14 protein-coding genes are annotated in these 15,322 nt (G+C 45.9%); 8 read left to right on the top strand and 6 right to left on the bottom strand.

The features are described from left to right. Positions 1-24: 24 nt before the first annotated feature. On the bottom strand, positions 25-636 hold the full coding sequence (gene plsY / locus OO778_RS14475) for a glycerol-3-phosphate 1-O-acyltransferase PlsY (RefSeq protein WP_005379857.1): 612 nt from the start codon (positions 634-636) through the stop codon (positions 25-27). Positions 637-886: 250 nt separating this feature from the next. Here plsY and folB point away from each other — a divergent pair, with 250 nt between their 5' ends. From folB to OO778_RS14460, 3 genes are read left to right on the top strand one after another with little or no spacing between them, the layout of a single operon-like run. Then, positions 887-1,246: a bifunctional dihydroneopterin aldolase/7,8-dihydroneopterin epimerase gene (gene folB / locus OO778_RS14470; RefSeq protein WP_005436044.1), complete on the top strand. Its 360-nt coding sequence runs from the start codon at positions 887-889 to the stop codon at positions 1,244-1,246. Beyond that, the gene (gene folK, locus OO778_RS14465) at positions 1,243-1,731 is read left to right on the top strand and encodes a 2-amino-4-hydroxy-6-hydroxymethyldihydropteridine diphosphokinase (RefSeq protein WP_012841141.1); all 489 of its coding nucleotides are present in this window, start codon (positions 1,243-1,245) and stop codon (positions 1,729-1,731) included. The genes folB and folK overlap by 4 nt, the downstream gene beginning before the upstream one ends. A gap of 9 nt (positions 1,732-1,740) precedes the next feature. Continuing rightward, positions 1,741-2,544, top strand: coding sequence for an undecaprenyl-diphosphate phosphatase (locus tag OO778_RS14460; protein WP_074192025.1), 804 nt, complete (start codon positions 1,741-1,743; stop codon positions 2,542-2,544). A 228-nt stretch (positions 2,545-2,772) separates the two neighbouring features. Here OO778_RS14460 and OO778_RS14455 read toward each other — a convergent pair whose 3' ends face one another. After that, positions 2,773-3,993, bottom strand: a complete 1,221-nt coding sequence (locus tag OO778_RS14455; RefSeq protein ID WP_074192026.1) for a multifunctional CCA addition/repair protein — start codon at positions 3,991-3,993, stop codon at positions 2,773-2,775. A gap of 138 nt (positions 3,994-4,131) precedes the next feature. On the opposite strand from OO778_RS14455, the gene OO778_RS14450 reads away from it, so the two are divergent. The 3 genes from OO778_RS14450 (at position 4,132) to ggt (ending at position 8,436) form a co-directional block, all read left to right on the top strand. Then, positions 4,132-5,748: an ExeA family protein gene (locus OO778_RS14450; protein WP_124008973.1), complete on the top strand. Its 1,617-nt coding sequence runs from the start codon at positions 4,132-4,134 to the stop codon at positions 5,746-5,748. After that, the gene (locus OO778_RS14445) at positions 5,748-6,431 is read left to right on the top strand and encodes a general secretion pathway protein GspB (RefSeq protein WP_005395951.1); all 684 of its coding nucleotides are present in this window, start codon (positions 5,748-5,750) and stop codon (positions 6,429-6,431) included. Before OO778_RS14450 ends, OO778_RS14445 begins: the two co-directional genes overlap by 1 nt. 274 nt (positions 6,432-6,705) lie before the next feature. Beyond that, positions 6,706-8,436 (top strand): gamma-glutamyltransferase, encoded by a 1,731-nt coding sequence (gene ggt, locus OO778_RS14440; RefSeq protein WP_074192028.1) that lies wholly within the window; start codon positions 6,706-6,708, stop codon positions 8,434-8,436. A gap of 92 nt (positions 8,437-8,528) precedes the next feature. On the opposite strand, the gene OO778_RS14435 is transcribed toward ggt, so the two are convergent. The 3 genes from OO778_RS14435 to OO778_RS14425 form a co-directional block, all read right to left on the bottom strand. Beyond that, positions 8,529-9,140 (bottom strand): TIGR04211 family SH3 domain-containing protein, encoded by a 612-nt coding sequence (locus OO778_RS14435; RefSeq protein WP_031780509.1) that lies wholly within the window; start codon positions 9,138-9,140, stop codon positions 8,529-8,531. A 178-nt stretch (positions 9,141-9,318) separates the two neighbouring features. Then, on the bottom strand, positions 9,319-10,578 hold the full coding sequence (locus tag OO778_RS14430) for an inorganic phosphate transporter (RefSeq protein WP_005395948.1): 1,260 nt from the start codon (positions 10,576-10,578) through the stop codon (positions 9,319-9,321). A 131-nt stretch (positions 10,579-10,709) separates the two neighbouring features. Further along, the gene (locus OO778_RS14425; RefSeq protein WP_031780508.1) at positions 10,710-11,390 is read right to left on the bottom strand and encodes a TIGR00153 family protein; all 681 of its coding nucleotides are present in this window, start codon (positions 11,388-11,390) and stop codon (positions 10,710-10,712) included. A 212-nt stretch (positions 11,391-11,602) separates the two neighbouring features. Here OO778_RS14425 and OO778_RS14420 point away from each other — a divergent pair, with 212 nt between their 5' ends. Further along, complete coding sequence (locus OO778_RS14420; protein WP_264910146.1) at positions 11,603-13,135, top strand: inorganic triphosphatase; 1,533 nt, start codon at positions 11,603-11,605, stop codon at positions 13,133-13,135. Between the two features lie 40 nt (positions 13,136-13,175). Here OO778_RS14420 and OO778_RS14415 read toward each other — a convergent pair whose 3' ends face one another. After that, positions 13,176-13,949: a potassium channel family protein gene (locus OO778_RS14415; protein ID WP_114323134.1), complete on the bottom strand. Its 774-nt coding sequence runs from the start codon at positions 13,947-13,949 to the stop codon at positions 13,176-13,178. Between the two features lie 105 nt (positions 13,950-14,054). Here OO778_RS14415 and OO778_RS14410 point away from each other — a divergent pair, with 105 nt between their 5' ends. Beyond that, positions 14,055-15,311 carry a methyl-accepting chemotaxis protein gene (locus OO778_RS14410; RefSeq protein ID WP_005395942.1) on the top strand — a complete coding sequence of 419 codons (1,257 nt, stop codon included), beginning with the start codon at positions 14,055-14,057 and terminating at the stop codon, positions 15,309-15,311. Positions 15,312-15,322 lie beyond the last annotated feature (11 nt).

The raw sequence follows: 15,322 nt of genomic DNA, 5'->3' as shown, positions 1-15,322 counted from the left end.
CGTTCTCTAAACAAAAACTCGGCATTAAGCCGAGTTTTTTTGTGTCAGTTTCTTTTCGCCGATTTTTGGCTCGTCGCCAGACAAAAGCCGACGAATATTTTGATGATGCTTAAATACGATTAAGCAACACAGCATAGCAACAGGTAACGTGTATTGCGGTTTAAACATCCAGGTATAAAACGGAGTGACCAAAACCGTGACGAGAGCCGCTAACGATGAATAGCGGAATAGCGCGGCTACTGACAGCCAAGTTAACATCACCAATCCTGTTAAGTCCAAACCAATCGGAGCGATAGCGCCAAGCGCGGTTGCGACACCTTTCCCGCCTTTAAAGTGGAAAAAGATGGGGTACATGTGGCCAAGACAGGCAGCAATGGCGATGACGCCAAGAATGATAGGGTCGATACCAAGAAAGTATCCGCCCCACACGGGGATGGTGCCTTTGAGCATATCGCACAACAAGACTGAAACAGCGGCTCCTCGTCCGCCAATACGCAATACGTTCGTTGCTCCAGGGTTGTTGGAGCCTACACTGCGTGGATCTGGCAGTTTTAAGAGTCGACAGATCAAAACCGCACTGGAAACCGAACCCAGTAAATAGGCGGCCATTGTCATTATCAGTGCCAGTGCGTCCATAGAAGTCCTTGATGGATTGGAATTTAATGCTCGGTTCCCGCGTAGTTGCTATCATACCTCGAATTCACATAATGCAGAAATCCTCACTGTGATAGAGCTTGCATTATGTGATTTCTTGTATATAAAGATGCTTTCGCAGTTTATACCTAAGTAACATTGTGATGACCCAAGTAAATGTTACTTAGGTATAGAATACTACGATCAAATTACCCCTCACGGGTATCCGACCTCTGTAATAGAAGGACATAAGATGGCTCTGGATAAAGTTTTTATTGAACAATTAGAAGTAATCACCACGATTGGCGTGTACGACTGGGAACAACAAATTAAACAAAAGTTGGTTCTGGACATCGAAATGGCGCACGACAACAAGCCTGCGGGTAAAAGTGATGATGTGCAAGATGCGTTGGATTACTCGCAAGTGAGTGAGGCGGTACTGAACCATATTGAAAATGGTCGTTTTCTGTTGGTTGAACGTGTAGCCGAAGAAGTGGCAGAGCTTATCATGCAGCGTTTCTCTGTGCCTTGGGTGAAAATCCGTTTAGCAAAACCTGGTGCCGTGCCACAAGCTCGCGCTGTTGGTGTCGTGATTGAGCGAGGTCAAGCATGATCACCACCTATATCGGTGTTGGTACGAATGTAGAAAGAGAGCAACATGCGCTCGCTGCGTATCAGGAGCTGCTACAGCTTGGAGAAAGTCTCCTCGTATCGCCGGTATATGAATGTGAACCTATTGGCTTTAGCAGCCAGAACTTCTACAACTTTGTCGTTGCAATGCGTACCGAGTTGTCATTAGAAGAGTTAAGTCATCAGCTACGTGAGATTGAATTTAAGTGGGGACGCGAAGAAAATGCGCAAAAGTATCAGGATCGAACACTGGATCTCGATATAGTGTTGTTCGGTGAATGCGTCTCCAAGAAAAAACCTGAGCTACCTCGCAGTGATATCTACAAATATCCTTTTGTCACAAAGCCTCTGTATGATCTCGAACCTCAATTAGTGATCCCAGGCGATGGACGCACAGTCGCAGATATTTGGCATGCAATGCAGCCAGTCGATTCACTCAAACCTGTTTCTTTTTCATTTTTAATTTGAGTTGTTTACATGAGTTATTTTGAAGCCTTTATTCTGGCTCTGATTCAGGGTCTGACAGAGTTTTTGCCTATTTCGAGCTCTGCCCATTTGATCCTGCCCTCCGCCATTTTGGGATGGGAAGACCAAGGTCTAGCCTTTGATGTTGCTGTTCACGTCGGTACATTAATGGCGGTAGTGATCTATTTTCGCCATGAAGTGATCACTCTGTTCCAGGCATTATTTGCTTCGATCTTTAAAGGAGATCGGAGTAAAGAAGCAAAACTTGCTTGGATGATCGTGATCGCCACGATTCCAGCTTGTGTGTTTGGCTTGTTGATGAAAGACATCATTGAAGTGTATCTACGTAGCGCTTATGTCATCGCGACCACAACGATCGTATTTGGTTTGTTGCTTTGGTGGGTAGACAAAAACGCTAAGTTGGTTGCGGATGAATACCAAACGGGTTGGAAGAAAGCCGTGTTTATCGGTATTGCCCAAGCCTTAGCGATGATTCCTGGAACGTCGCGTTCAGGGGCGACCATTACGGCTGCACTTTACCTTGGCTTTACTCGAGAAGCGGCTGCGCGCTTTTCATTTTTAATGTCGATCCCGATCATTACATTAGCAGGTAGCTACTTAGGCATGAAGCTAGTGACCAGTGGTGAACCTGTCCATATTGGTTTCTTGCTGACTGGTATCATCACATCGTTTATCAGTGCGTACATCTGTATCCACTTCTTCTTAAAGATGATTTCACGCATGGGCATGACACCGTTTGTGATTTACCGTCTGATTCTAGGTTTCGGCTTGTTTGCGTTCTTGCTTAGCGGATGATAACGCGACGGATTGGCAGCTTGCTTAACCGCAAGCTGCATACCTAAACCACAACGTCATTCTGAACAGCGACGAAGGAGCGAGATTCAGAATCTTCTCTCCGAGTTTCTTGTGGCGTTGGTCACTTCTAAAACTTCCCTGCGTGCTGATATTAGATTCCTAGTCTCGCTAAGGCCCGCTGGAATGACCTGGCATGAATACAATTCGGTTAATTAATCTGAGCTCAGATCACTTATTCAAAGCGACTCTTACCGCTTCAATCCGTCTCTTTTCTTGTTCATCACGTATTGCCGGGCCTTTAAATCCATCCTTAATGATGCTCTGAACATCTACGGCGGCTGCGGCTTGATAAGCGCGGGTAAAAATCTCAGCTTGAGGATAAGGCTTCTCTTCTAACCCTTTTCGACCTGCATGGTCAGCCTGACAGCATATTAAAATATCTTCTAAGCGCTCAGCTTTGCGCCACACATCGAATTTGTTGAGTATTTTTATGATGGTTTGCGGCTTTAACTCGGCTGCGCGATGGATATTGGAGTGCTGTTCGCACACCATCAAGGCTAAATCACGAAACTCATTCGGCACCCGGACACGCTCGCACAGCTTTTTGATCAGTTTTAATCCTGTATGACAATGCATTTTGTGGCTTGGCCATTCGCTCTCTGGTGTCACCCCTTTGCCCAAATCATGCACTTGGGCGGCAAATCTGACGGGGAGTGAGTCACTCAATCTTGCGGCTTGCTCTGCCACCATCAAAGTATGGATGCCCGTATCGATTTCTGGATGCCATTTTTCTGGTTGAGGTACGCCAAATAGTGCATCAATTTCAGGTAAAACAACGGCCAATGCACCACAATCTCTTAGAACCGATAAGAAAATATCAGGGCGAGGGGTGGAGAGGGACTTATGCCATTCTTGCCAAACACGCTCGGGAGTCAGTGTGCTCAGCTCTCCAGATTCTGCCATGTGGCGCATTAACTGCATGGTTTCGTCGGCAACCGTAAAGTTTAGATCAGCAAGCTTTGCAGCGAAGCGAGCGACACGTAAAACGCGTAGAGGATCTTCGACAAAGGCGTCTGAGACATGGCGTAGCAGTTTATCGTTGAGATCTTTCTGGCCGCCGTAAGGATCATGGAGCTTACCTGCATCATCCATTGCCATTGCATTAATGGTTAAATCACGACGAATTAAATCTTCTTCTAAGGTGACACTTTGATCAAAGAAACACTCAAAGCCAGTGTAACCAGAGCCTGATTTTCTTTCTGTTCGCGCAAGTGCATGTTCTTCTTTGCTTTTTGGGTGCAAAAATACAGGAAAGTCTTTACCAACGGCGGTGTACCCTTGGGACAGCATCGTCTCGGGAGTCGCACCTACGACCACCCAGTCGTTGTCATAACTATCAATTCCGAGCAATTTATCTCGAACTGCGCCACCTACTAAATAAACTTGCACGAATTACCTCTTAATTTATTGATATGCCGTTGGACATTGTAGCAAGCAATGGTACTTTTCTTTACTCCCGAGAGTAGATGCAGCTATGTTTATATTATATCTGACTATTCCCTGGTGGTTTTTTAGCTGGAGAGCCTAATGTATAAGGACTTTTTTGGGTTTGTAGAACAACCATTTTCGATTGTTCCAAACTCGCGTTATTTGTATTTAAGCCAACGTCACAAAGAGGCAATCACACATCTCCAAGCCGGGTTAGGCGATGGCGGTGGTTTTGCTATGCTTACTGGCGAAGTGGGTACAGGCAAAACGACCGTCGCAAAAGCGATGCTGGCGAATTTAGGTGATAACACCAAAGCGGGTCTGATCCTAAATCCCACGTTTTCGAGTCGAGACTTGCTCGAAGCTATTTGCGATGAATTCAAAATTACTTACCCGCCAGATGCAAACCTCAAACAGCTAAACCAAGTGATTCACAGATACTTGCTGCGTAATTATCGTTCAGGCTGGCAGACATTGCTGGTCATTGATGAGGCTCAACACCTTGCTGCCGACGTTTTAGAGCAGCTACGTTTGTTGACCAACTTGGAAACCGATACCAGAAAACTGCTCAAAGTGTTGTTGGTCGGACAGCCTGAATTACAGCGGTTATTGCAAACGACGCAACTACGCCAGCTCGCTCAGCGCATTACTGGGCGTTATCACTTGTTGCCGTTGGATGAAAAAGAGACAGAAGATTACATCGCGTTTCGATTACATACGGCAGGTGGTGACCAGCAACTGTTTAATCGTGCTTCTTGTAAACTCATTGCCAAATACAGTCACGGCATCCCGCGCTTGATTAATCTTATCTGTGATAAATCTCTCAACATCAGTTATCACCAAGGTAATGTGGTTGTGGATAAGCAAACCGTTCAGCAGGCCTGTGAAGAGGTGATGCAGTTTCAGGCAGATATTTATCAGCAAGATAAAAAAGAGCGCCGTACTTTCCGTTGGCCTGCTTGGGGCTCAGTCACGGTGGGTCTTATTGCGGCATTAGGTACGGGGTGGGCGGTCGTGAATTATATGCCAGCTCAAGCAACGTCAGTGTTGGCGCAAGTGACCGCACCAAGAGAGGAGCCAACGCCAATAGTCGTCAACCAACAATTGACAGATGATCAGCGTGACTTATTGTTAGCACAAAAACAGTCGAATCTCGCCGTGAATGATTTGTATCGTTTGTGGGGTTATCAAGCATCGGTTCGCGACAATCTTTGTTTGTCAGAGCCCCAATCGACCATGCGTTGTGAGCGTAAAATGGCGACCTGGCCGCTGCTGATGCAACAAAATCGCCCTGTAATTTTGGAGTTGAATTATCAAGGTGATGTTGGGTATGTCATTTTGTACGCCGTCGGTAATGACAAAGTCGAAGTACTCAATGGCAAGCAGCGTCTGCGTCTGCCTATTTCGTGGCTAAAGCCGATGTGGCAAGGCAATATCATTGAACTGTGGCAAGCGCCGTTGAAAGAGACATTACGTTTAGACATGGAAGGCCCTGCGATCGAAGTATTAGACCGATTATTAGCAGAAGCGGTAAGTGAGCCACTGCTTGAAACGTCTATTTTTGATGGTGCGATGAAAGAGCGAGTCGAGTTATTCCAACGTTGGCAAGGTATCGGGGTCGACGGCATTGCAGGTAAGCGGACGCTAGATCGTCTTCAACAAAACGTGCAGCCAGATGCGCCTCAACTGGCACGAATCGAGAAGGAGGACGCATAATGTCAGCCATGAAACATATTGGTTTGTTCTTGTTGCCGATCACCGTTGCTGCAATCGGAGTTGCTTGGTATTTAGATCTCCTTACGCCTCATGCTGAAGCTAGTACTTCCGCCCCTAAGGCTAAGATGGAAGCGGAACAACCGTTCAAAGCATTGGACTATCCTGAAACTACTCAGTTGGCGCAATTGCCAAGAGAGTGGCCAAGTGCAGAGCTGTCTCGTGATTTTGGTACGTTTGCAACATCTGATGAATACGTGAGTAATACAGCAAACAAAGACGAGATAGAAACATCTGTATCAACTCAAGGCACTTCAGTAGTTGAAGAGGACCTAGGTTTGTCTCTGGATGATCTTGACTTGTCCTCATTATCTCCTGATTTGGCGCGAAAGGTCGAAAATGCGTTATCCCGAGATGATGCGCCTTCACCACAAACGGTGCGCGTGAACGATTTAGAGCGCAACGCTCACCAATGGCAAGGGCGTTTACCTGCGCTCAATTTGCAAACTCACATGTATGCCAGTGATGAAAATCGCCGCTGGGTGAAAATTAACAATGTTGAATATCATCAAGGAGACGTTGTTGATGGGCAGGTCACATTAAGAGAAATACAACCGCAAGCGGTGATTGTCGAGTTCCAAGGTGAGCAAATTCGTATACCAGCGTTGTATGAGTGGAAAGGGTAACTGTTATAGCAACACATCAAGCCAGCGAAATCATATCGCTGGCTTTTTTATTTTTCAGAACACCTTTTGCATCTATTCTGGTGATGATTTTTAGATACTCAAACAAGCAAAATATAGCTTTTCTAAGTCGTTTAAATAGCACCAATATCGTTCAACTATTGATAGCGCGATTCCAGTCAGCGTTGTGTAAAAAAGCGCCATATTCACGAACTTCGTCATCACGACCTGGTCCACGTTAGACCCCATGAAATAACAGGAGTCTACACAGAGACACATGCGTATTCTGATTTTTTCTTTAAGTGTTGTTGCGTCGTTAAGTTACGCAGCAAAGCCAACCCCTTTCCCTATAACACCAGATAATAACGGACAAGATTTTATGGTCAGCGCGACTAACCCTTACGTGAGCAGCACTGGTTATTCAATATTGAAAGAGGGCGGGAACGCCGTTGATGCCATGGTCGCGATGCAGATGGTGATGTCTGTAGTTGAGCCAGATATGACGGGAATTGGCGGCGGTACTTTCGCGCTGTTTTATCAACATGACAAGCAGAAGTTTTTAGCCCTTGATGGGCGAGATGAAGCGCCGTCTAGCGCTCACCCTGAGATGTTTATTGAAAATGGGAAAGCACTCAGCCGCGATGAAATTTTGGGGCCTCGCTCCGTTGCGGTACCGGGCACCTTACGTCTGCTTTGTTCCACTCATGAGCAATACGGCAAATTACCATGGTCTGAGTTGGTTCAACCTGCGATTAAGCTCGCGCGTGATGGGTACGCGATGAACAGCTATACCTATGATATCGTCGTGCGAGAGCAAACGCGTTTGGCTCGCGACCCAGAAATTAAAGCCTTGTATTGGCAAGATGATGAAGTGAAGCCATCAGGGACGTTAATGAAGAACCCTAAAATGGCTGAGACGCTAGAGAAAATAGCTCAGCAAGGCGATCGATATTTGTATGGTGGTGCACTTGGTCAACATATTGTTGATACGGTGAATCGTCGTATTAACGATCAGCATGAGAAATTGTCGTTAGAGGACTTTAAAAACTATCAGGTTAAATCTCGCGATATTATTGAAAGCGATTATCGAGGCAGCAAAATTGTTTCGTTTGGTTACCCGGCCTCTGGCGGTGTGATGGTTGCTCAAAGTCTGAAATTGCTGGAGCCGTACGATATATCTCAGATGGCATTAACTGATGTAGAGCCTTGGCGTTTAATGACTGAGGCGATGCGCTTAGCAAAAGCCGATCGTATTGCGTATGCCGGAGATCCGGATTATGTGGAAGCACCAGTTGAACAACTGTTATCTAAAACCTATTTGGACCAGAGACGTGATTTAATCCCTGATAATGGCACCTCGAAAGAAAATCCAAAAGCCGGACAGATAACGCAAACTCAGTATGCGCAATATCAAGGCTTCGAGAGCAAAGATACAGGGCACATTTCTATCGTTGATAGGGAAGGTAATGCGATTGCTATGACCAGCACCGTTGGCACGGGAATGGGATCTGGTGTCATGGTTGATGGCGTTATCTTGAATGCACAAATGGCAAACTTTTCACCTCAACCAACGCTTAACGGTAAGCCTACTCAAAACTCGATTGAAGCGGGTAAGCGTCCACGCTCAGCCATTACGCCATTGATAGTGATGGACGGCGATGGCAATCTGCGCTTAGTGGTCGGCTCGCCGGGCAGTTCGCAAATTCCGGGGTATGTACTCAAAACCGTGGTTGGGGTACTGGATTGGAAGTTATCAGCGCAAGACGCCATTGACCTACCAAATATCCAGTACGGCACCAAGATAGACCGCACTAAGCCGTATGACCCAACAGGGTTGCTAGTGGAGAAGAAAACCTTCGCAGAAATGTTGGTGCCGGAGTTTATGGCGCTTGGCTACCCAGTACACGTTATTCCAGTGGTAAGTGGTTTGAATGCAATTGAGCTAAAAGATGGCAAGCTTTATGGCGCAACGGATCGTCGTCGAGCGTCTAGTTCAATGGGTGAGTAGTGCTGATTTCCGTAAAACTAAGCAAACAAAAAAGCCAGTCGAATATCGACTGGCTTTTGCATTCTTTTTTTATAGATAAAAGGGCGAAGGATTTATGCCCAACCCGCAGGTGAACGTTTTCTACGAGGCATGACATGCGGAAGAATCAAACCAAATAGCAAACCTAAACCTGCAACACCGCCGCCATAAGTGAAGTACTTAAGCAGCATGTCGTCTTTTTGTGTATCCAGTTTAGCGCGCAGCTCGCGGTTTTCTGTTTCAACAGAAGTAAGCTGGTCGCTGATCTCAGAGTATTTATTCTCAAGATCGGAAATTTGTTGGTTGCGCGTTTCTAGAGAGGTAACAAGGCCAGCTTTCTCTGCATCAGATGTTTTACGAGCGTTAGCAAGCTGCTCTTTCACTTCTGCTAGCTCTTTCTCAATGCGAGGAAGGCGAATCGCCATGCTTTCTTGGTTTGTCACAAACTTGCTTTGTACCCAACCAGTACGACCGCGGTCATCACGAACTTGCGTATAGCCAGTATCTCGGTTGGTTTTAATCAGTTGTACTTTAGAACCGGCATTAACACTACCAATAATACGGTAGGTGTTATTTGGACCTGAGTGCATAAAAGTGAAGAGGTCATCAGAAATATAACGGTCTGCTGCTAGGGCCGCTGGCGCTGCTAGCAAAGTAAACAAAACCGTGATGATTAGTTTTTTCACAGTAAATCCCTTAACGATTTTTCTTGGAGACAGCGTTGGCACCGAATGATTGGAGCCGGAAATAGACGAATAGTATGCAGTTTCAAACTTCGGTGCAACAAAGAAGGGAGGCAAAGCCTCCCTTTCTGTGCGTTTGAGTCAATAATGACAAAGCGCTTACATTCTATTGACGAGTGTCTTAAGCGAACATCGCTTGAAGTCCGTAGAAGAATACAACGGCCAATAGTGCACCTGCTGGTAGTGTAACGATCCATGATGCCACGATGTTACGAACCACGCCCAGGTTTAGTGCCGCGATACCACGAGCAAAGCCAACACCGAGAACCGCACCAACCAATGTTTGAGTGGTTGAGATTGGCAGACCAGTACCAGAAGCTAGAACAACAGTACAAGCGGTTGCTAGCTGAGCTGCAAAACCACGGCTAGGAGTTAGTTCAGTGATACCTGTACCAACGGTTGCCATTACTTTGTGACCCAGTGTAGCAAGACCGACCACGATACCAATACCACCAAGAGGTAGAATCCACCAAGCGATGGTGCTTTTCGTGCTGATTTCGCCCATGTGTTCAACAGTCGATACGACAGCAGACAATGGACCAATGGCGTTTGCAACGTCGTTTGAACCGTGTGCAAATGCCATCGCACAAGCGGTGATAACCATCAGAACGCTGAAGATACCTTCCACGCCAGAAAAGCTGCGGTCTTCTTCGCGATTAGCGAATTTTTTCTGGATGTATACGTAGCCGCCAACCATCACGAGTGCTGAAACTGCTGCTGCCCACATCCAAGCTTCGCCATTGGTTAGGTGAAGACCAACGTGTTTTAGACCTTTTTTGATAGTTACAAGTGCAATCACCATTGTTGTGATGAACATGTAAACAGGAACAAAACGTTTGGCGTTGAATAACGGGTTCTCAGTATCAAAAATCAGACGTTGTGCGCTGACAAAGATAACGTAAGCAAAGAAACCTGAAATCACAGGTGTAATAATCCAGCTACCAACAATGCCTTGAACGCTGCCCCAGTCAACCGCTTCAGTACCTACTGATACGCATGCAAAACCAATGATTGCACCGATGATTGAGTGAGTCGTAGATACTGGCCAGCCCATGTAAGAGGCAAGAAGTAACCATGTACCCGCAGCCAAAAGAGCAGACATCATACCGTAGACAAGAACGTCAGGTTGACTAGCAAATAAAGAAGTTTCGATTACACCTTTACGGATAGTGTCGGTTACTTCACCGCCTGCAAGGTAAGCACCTGCAAATTCGAAGATCATCGCAATGATGATAGCTTGTTTTACGGTTAGCGCTTTTGAACCTACTGATGTACCCATCGCATTAGCAACGTCGTTCGCGCCAATACCAATCGCCATCATGAAACCAAAAATCGCTGCAACAATAATCAGGACAGTGCCGTAGTTCGCAAGGATATCCATCGTAATACCTAGTTGTTTTATAACAAGCGGAACAAAATTTTACGCGCGCCAAACCATAAGACGATGAAAATAGTCATCGTCCCTATGACACGTGTTCATTATGCTCTTCGTTATGTCGTTAACTTTATGTTTTAAGATCGAGATAGCATGACTTCCAAACGAGCACCTACGCGCTGCGCTTGGTCGGCAATACCACCTACCCATTCAAGAATCTTGTACAAGAACATGACATCGATAGGGTTCATGTCAGACTCAATCGCCATCAACTGTTGACGAAGTTCAATCTGCATAGCATCGGTATCATCTTCGATGACATCTAATTGATGAATCATTTCAGCGACGAGCGTCACTTCACGACCTTTGAAGCCGGTTTCTAGCAATTCATCAAGTTCATTGATTACCTTTTGCGCCTGATCGGCCGCATCAAGACAACGTTGAACGTAAGCGAGGAAGTTTGGTTGGAGAGCCTCAGGAATGACAAGTTGACGACCATATACACGGCCAGCAATGTCTTTTGCCAGGTTTGCAAGTTTGTCCTGCTGAGTCAGAAGCTCAAGCATGTCAGTACGGTCTACTGGCATGAACAAACCGCGAGGCAGTTTTAGACGGATTTCACGTTTCAGCACGTCCGCTTCTTTCTCTAGGTGAGAAATTTGTGCACGGATTTCAGATGCTTTTTCCCAGTCACCCTTTGAAGATACTTCAAAGAATTTCACCAAGTGTGAACAACATTCGTTGACACACACAACGTGGCGTTGCAAAGGCTTAATTGGGGACTTTGCAAATAACCCCATAATTGTATTTACTGGCATGGTCATTCAACCTAATAACTATAACCTTAAAAAAACATACACCATTTCTGAGTGCTTGGCGAAATGTTGAACGATGGCTATAAAGGCGCGCATGGTAACGCATTAAATCGCTCATTAAAACTGTTTTAGATCATCATTCCGGCGATATTTCTCTCTTGCCGTGCGAGAAATTACGCAATATCCTGTTTCTATCTGCTTTGAAAGGTATAGCTATGGAAACCGAAATAGAACTGAAGTTTTTTGTTTCTCCTGAATTTTCAGAAACTTTAAAAGAAAAAATTTCTGAGACAAAAGTACTTCAGCATAGTTGTCGTGACTTGGGTAACACCTACTTTGATACCGCCGATAAATGGCTGAGAAAGCACGACATTGGTTTAAGAATTCGCCGTTTTGATGATGTATTCGTCCAAACCGTAAAGACAGCAGGACGCGTCGTCGCAGGCTTACATCAAAGACCAGAATACAATGCTGAGCACACTAGCGACGAGCCTAACCTGTCGCTTCATCCTGTAGACATTTGGCCGCCAGGTAAAGACGTAGCAACGCTGCAATCTGAGCTTATGCCGTTATTCTCGACCAACTTCACACGCGAACAGTGGCTGATTGGCATGCCAGATGGTAGCCAAATAGAAGTGGCGTTTGACCAAGGTATGGTCGTAGCCAAAGGTGAAGATGGGGAAGAGAAACAAGAACCGATTTGCGAAGTTGAACTGGAACTCAAATCGGGCCAAACCGATGCCCTATTTACACTAGCACGTAGCTTTTGCGAGCAAGGTGGCATGCGTTTGGGTAACTTGAGTAAGGCGGCGAAAGGCTATCGACTTGCAAGTGGCTATGCAGGTGATGAAGTAAAATCGTTGGCACTTGTGGACAGTAGCCCGACGGATACCGTTGAATACTGCTTGATCAACTCTTTAGAACACGCCCTATCTCACTGGCATTATCACGAGCAAATTTATGCTGAGCGTGACAATGTGGAAGCGCTACGTGAAATCAGCAATGCCATTCGTTTTATTCGTCAAACATTGACCATTTTTGGTGGTGTTGTCCCTCGTCGCGCGAGTGCGATTCTGCGCCAAGAGCTTAAATGGTTGGAAGAAGAACTGAGTTGGTTGGATGAACATGCACACCTTAAAGAGCTCTTAGATGACAAAGGCAATGTGCTGCGTAAGTTGGATGCGCGTAAGTTCTTAGTATCTGAGTTGACTCAGCAGTTACAAGAGTTGCCAAGCCGTGAAGAAGTGCTAGGGTTGCTCAATTCCGCGCGTTACACAGGGTTACTGCTGGATCTAAGCCGCTGGATCTTAGCACGCGGTTGGCAGCCATTTCTTGATGAAAAAGCACGTGAAAAAATGGCAAGTAACATCATGCCGTTTTCAGTCACTCAGCTCGATCGCACTTGGGCAGAACTAATGGAAGCTTTCCCTGCAGAGCGCGACCTGACGGCGCAAGAGTACGTTGATCAGCGCTATCGCTTGCTGCGTAATCTCTATACTGGTATTGGTTTCGCGAGTCTATATAACTCGGATGAGCGTAACAGCTTCCGTTTGCCATGGGCGGATCTGGTGCATGGTATCGATGATCTGCTAATGCTGAACCACTTGCTTCCGTTGGTAGATATGTTGGAAGACGCAGAAAAAGAGCAATTAGAACGCTGGTTGCACCGTCAAGAGCGTTCAATTTTGCATGCAATGGATCAAACCCGAGCGATCAGTGTGGAAGTTCAGCCTTATTGGCGTGAATGATCACCTTGACTACCTGTACAAAAAATAGGACCGCATGGTCCTATTTTTTTGTCTTTGTTTTGCTTTGTTGCAGTTCTTTTTCTATGAAGTCGAGTCGTTCTAGTATTTGGGCTTGTTGATTCAGGAGCTGCTCGAGCATCCGTTCTTTATTGATTAAGCTGTGCGTCTGTTGTTTCGTCGGAGCGGTAAGAATAGAGGTGATAAGACCCGAAATCATACCAAAGATCCCCACACCACAAACAATGATGATAACGGCTAAAAACTTTCCTACTGAGGTCACCGGATAATGATCGCCGTAACCAACGGTTGAGATCGTTACGAATACCCACCACAAAGCATCGGCGCCAGTGCGAATATTCGCTTCTGGGTTTTTCGCTTCGATAAACAGCATTGCACTAGAACCGAGCGTAATGAGGATCACCATCAACAGTAATATTGAGGCGACCGTGGTTTCGCGGCGGTTTTCTTTGAGCTGATGCAAAATGAACTTCGACGAGCGCAGTACTAATACCACTCGAAGAATATGAAAGATACGAGCAAAGCGCAGTGGCTCTATTAATGGGATGCTCGCCACGAAATCTATCCAATGACGTTTAAGAAATAACCACCGATCTGTGGACCGGATCAAATCAATGGTGAGCTGTAATAGAAAAATACTACAGATTATGAAATCCAGACCGATAAGAACTTGACGGGTTTCGTGATCGATCGGGAAAAACAACAAGCCAGAGATCACAAATAGTGCCATAAAAGACAATATTAGTGACAACAGGCCCATCGGTCGTGTGCTGTCTTTGATATCATTGTTTTTCATACGAAGCTCGAAATAAATCGCGTAACCACGCTAAACGCGAACATAACTATAAGTAATATAAAGATTATAGATAAAGACTATATAAGACTCGGTGGAGAACTGACAATGGAAAAGCTGGCATTTAAGCCATGGGAAAGGGTCATATCCGACATTCGACTGGTTCCTAAAATGGTCATGTTGATGGTCTTCAGTACTGTCCTGATAGTGGCAAAACAACTGTGGGACGCGAACACCTTTTACGATTCACTTTTAGCGGCGACACAAAACGCGCAAGTTGCCCAACAGCATTACGAAGCATACTTAACGCAAGTTGCTTGGCAAACTGCCTTATTGATAGTGGTTTTTGTCGTGCTCTTATTAGCGGCGGCTAGAGTGATGTTGCGTCAAACACAGTATCTGAGCGACGCGATCAAACTGATGGCGAGCAAGAACCTCTCCGTGCCATTTGGTATGGATTGTAAAGATGAATACGGAGACGTGGCACGCGAGTTAGAAAAAACACGTCGCCAACTGCACGATGTGATTCAAATGCAAATCAACGCTTCTGATGAGTTATCCACACTCACGGAAGTGATGACGCTGAGCATGTCGGAAACGAAGGAATCGGCGCAAGAAGAGTTTAACGAAATTGATCAACTTGCGACGGCGATGAGTGAAATGTCGTCGACGGTGCAAACCGTCGCAGAACATGCCCAGACGGCGTCTTCTCTTACAGAGCAAGCTTCCGCACAAGCGATTTCTGGTCAACAGTTCTTGCAAAGTACGATGGCGAAAATGAGTGAACTCTCGTCGGACATCGCTTCATCGGCGCAGGCGGTTAACCAGGTCGAGGAACGTGTTGAATCCATTGGTAGTGTTGTGGGTACGATTCAAGGTATCTCTGAACAAACTAACCTGCTTGCACTGAATGCGGCGATTGAAGCGGCGCGAGCTGGCGAGGCGGGTCGTGGTTTTGCGGTGGTTGCAGATGAAGTTCGTAACCTTGCACAACGTACACAACAAGCGACGGTAGAAATTCAAGAGATGATTGCTCAGCTGCAAACCAGTGCAGAATCTGCTGTAGAACTCATGGAGAAAAGCGTAGTGGAAGCGGCCGATGGAAACGAGCTGGTTTCTAATGCTGGATCTGAGCTCGATGGTATTGTTGGGCAAGTGACGCAAATCAATGACATGAACTTCCAAATCGCGACGGCGTCTGGTCAGCAAAGCAGTGTTGCAGAAGAGATGAGTCAAAACCTCACCAATGTACGTGAGCTGGTGGAAGCCTCGGTTGTGGTTGTGACAGAGCTGCTAGAAACTTCTGAAATGATGCAAAATAATGCTGGCGAGTTAGACAAGAAGATCAAATCTTTCCAAGTTTAATATTCGAGCCC

Source organism: Vibrio sp. STUT-A16 (assembly GCF_026000495.1).
GTDB lineage: Bacteria > Pseudomonadota > Gammaproteobacteria > Enterobacterales > Vibrionaceae > Vibrio > Vibrio diabolicus.
Note: the sequence above shows the minus strand (reverse complement) of the source record. Positions and strands in the feature narration are given on the sequence as shown.

What these genes read in the sequence shown, in the direction of transcription:
- ggt (WP_074192028.1), top strand. Translation starts at nt 6,706, where the DNA reads ATGCGTATTCTGATTTTTTCTTTAAGTGTTGTTGCGTCGTTAAGTTAC.
- OO778_RS14450 (WP_124008973.1), top strand. Translation starts at nt 4,132, where the DNA reads ATGTATAAGGACTTTTTTGGGTTTGTAGAACAACCATTTTCGATTGTT.
- OO778_RS14430 (WP_005395948.1), bottom strand. Translation starts at nt 10,578, where the DNA reads ATGGATATCCTTGCGAACTACGGCACTGTCCTGATTATTGTTGCAGCG.
- folB (WP_005436044.1), top strand. Translation starts at nt 887, where the DNA reads ATGGCTCTGGATAAAGTTTTTATTGAACAATTAGAAGTAATCACCACG.
- OO778_RS14445 (WP_005395951.1), top strand. Translation starts at nt 5,748, where the DNA reads ATGTCAGCCATGAAACATATTGGTTTGTTCTTGTTGCCGATCACCGTT.
- OO778_RS14425 (WP_031780508.1), bottom strand. Translation starts at nt 11,390, where the DNA reads ATGCCAGTAAATACAATTATGGGGTTATTTGCAAAGTCCCCAATTAAG.
- OO778_RS14420 (WP_264910146.1), top strand. Translation starts at nt 11,603, where the DNA reads ATGGAAACCGAAATAGAACTGAAGTTTTTTGTTTCTCCTGAATTTTCA.
- folK (WP_012841141.1), top strand. Translation starts at nt 1,243, where the DNA reads ATGATCACCACCTATATCGGTGTTGGTACGAATGTAGAAAGAGAGCAA.
- OO778_RS14410 (WP_005395942.1), top strand. Translation starts at nt 14,055, where the DNA reads ATGGAAAAGCTGGCATTTAAGCCATGGGAAAGGGTCATATCCGACATT.
- OO778_RS14460 (WP_074192025.1), top strand. Translation starts at nt 1,741, where the DNA reads ATGAGTTATTTTGAAGCCTTTATTCTGGCTCTGATTCAGGGTCTGACA.
- plsY (WP_005379857.1), bottom strand. Translation starts at nt 636, where the DNA reads ATGGACGCACTGGCACTGATAATGACAATGGCCGCCTATTTACTGGGT.
- OO778_RS14415 (WP_114323134.1), bottom strand. Translation starts at nt 13,949, where the DNA reads ATGAAAAACAATGATATCAAAGACAGCACACGACCGATGGGCCTGTTG.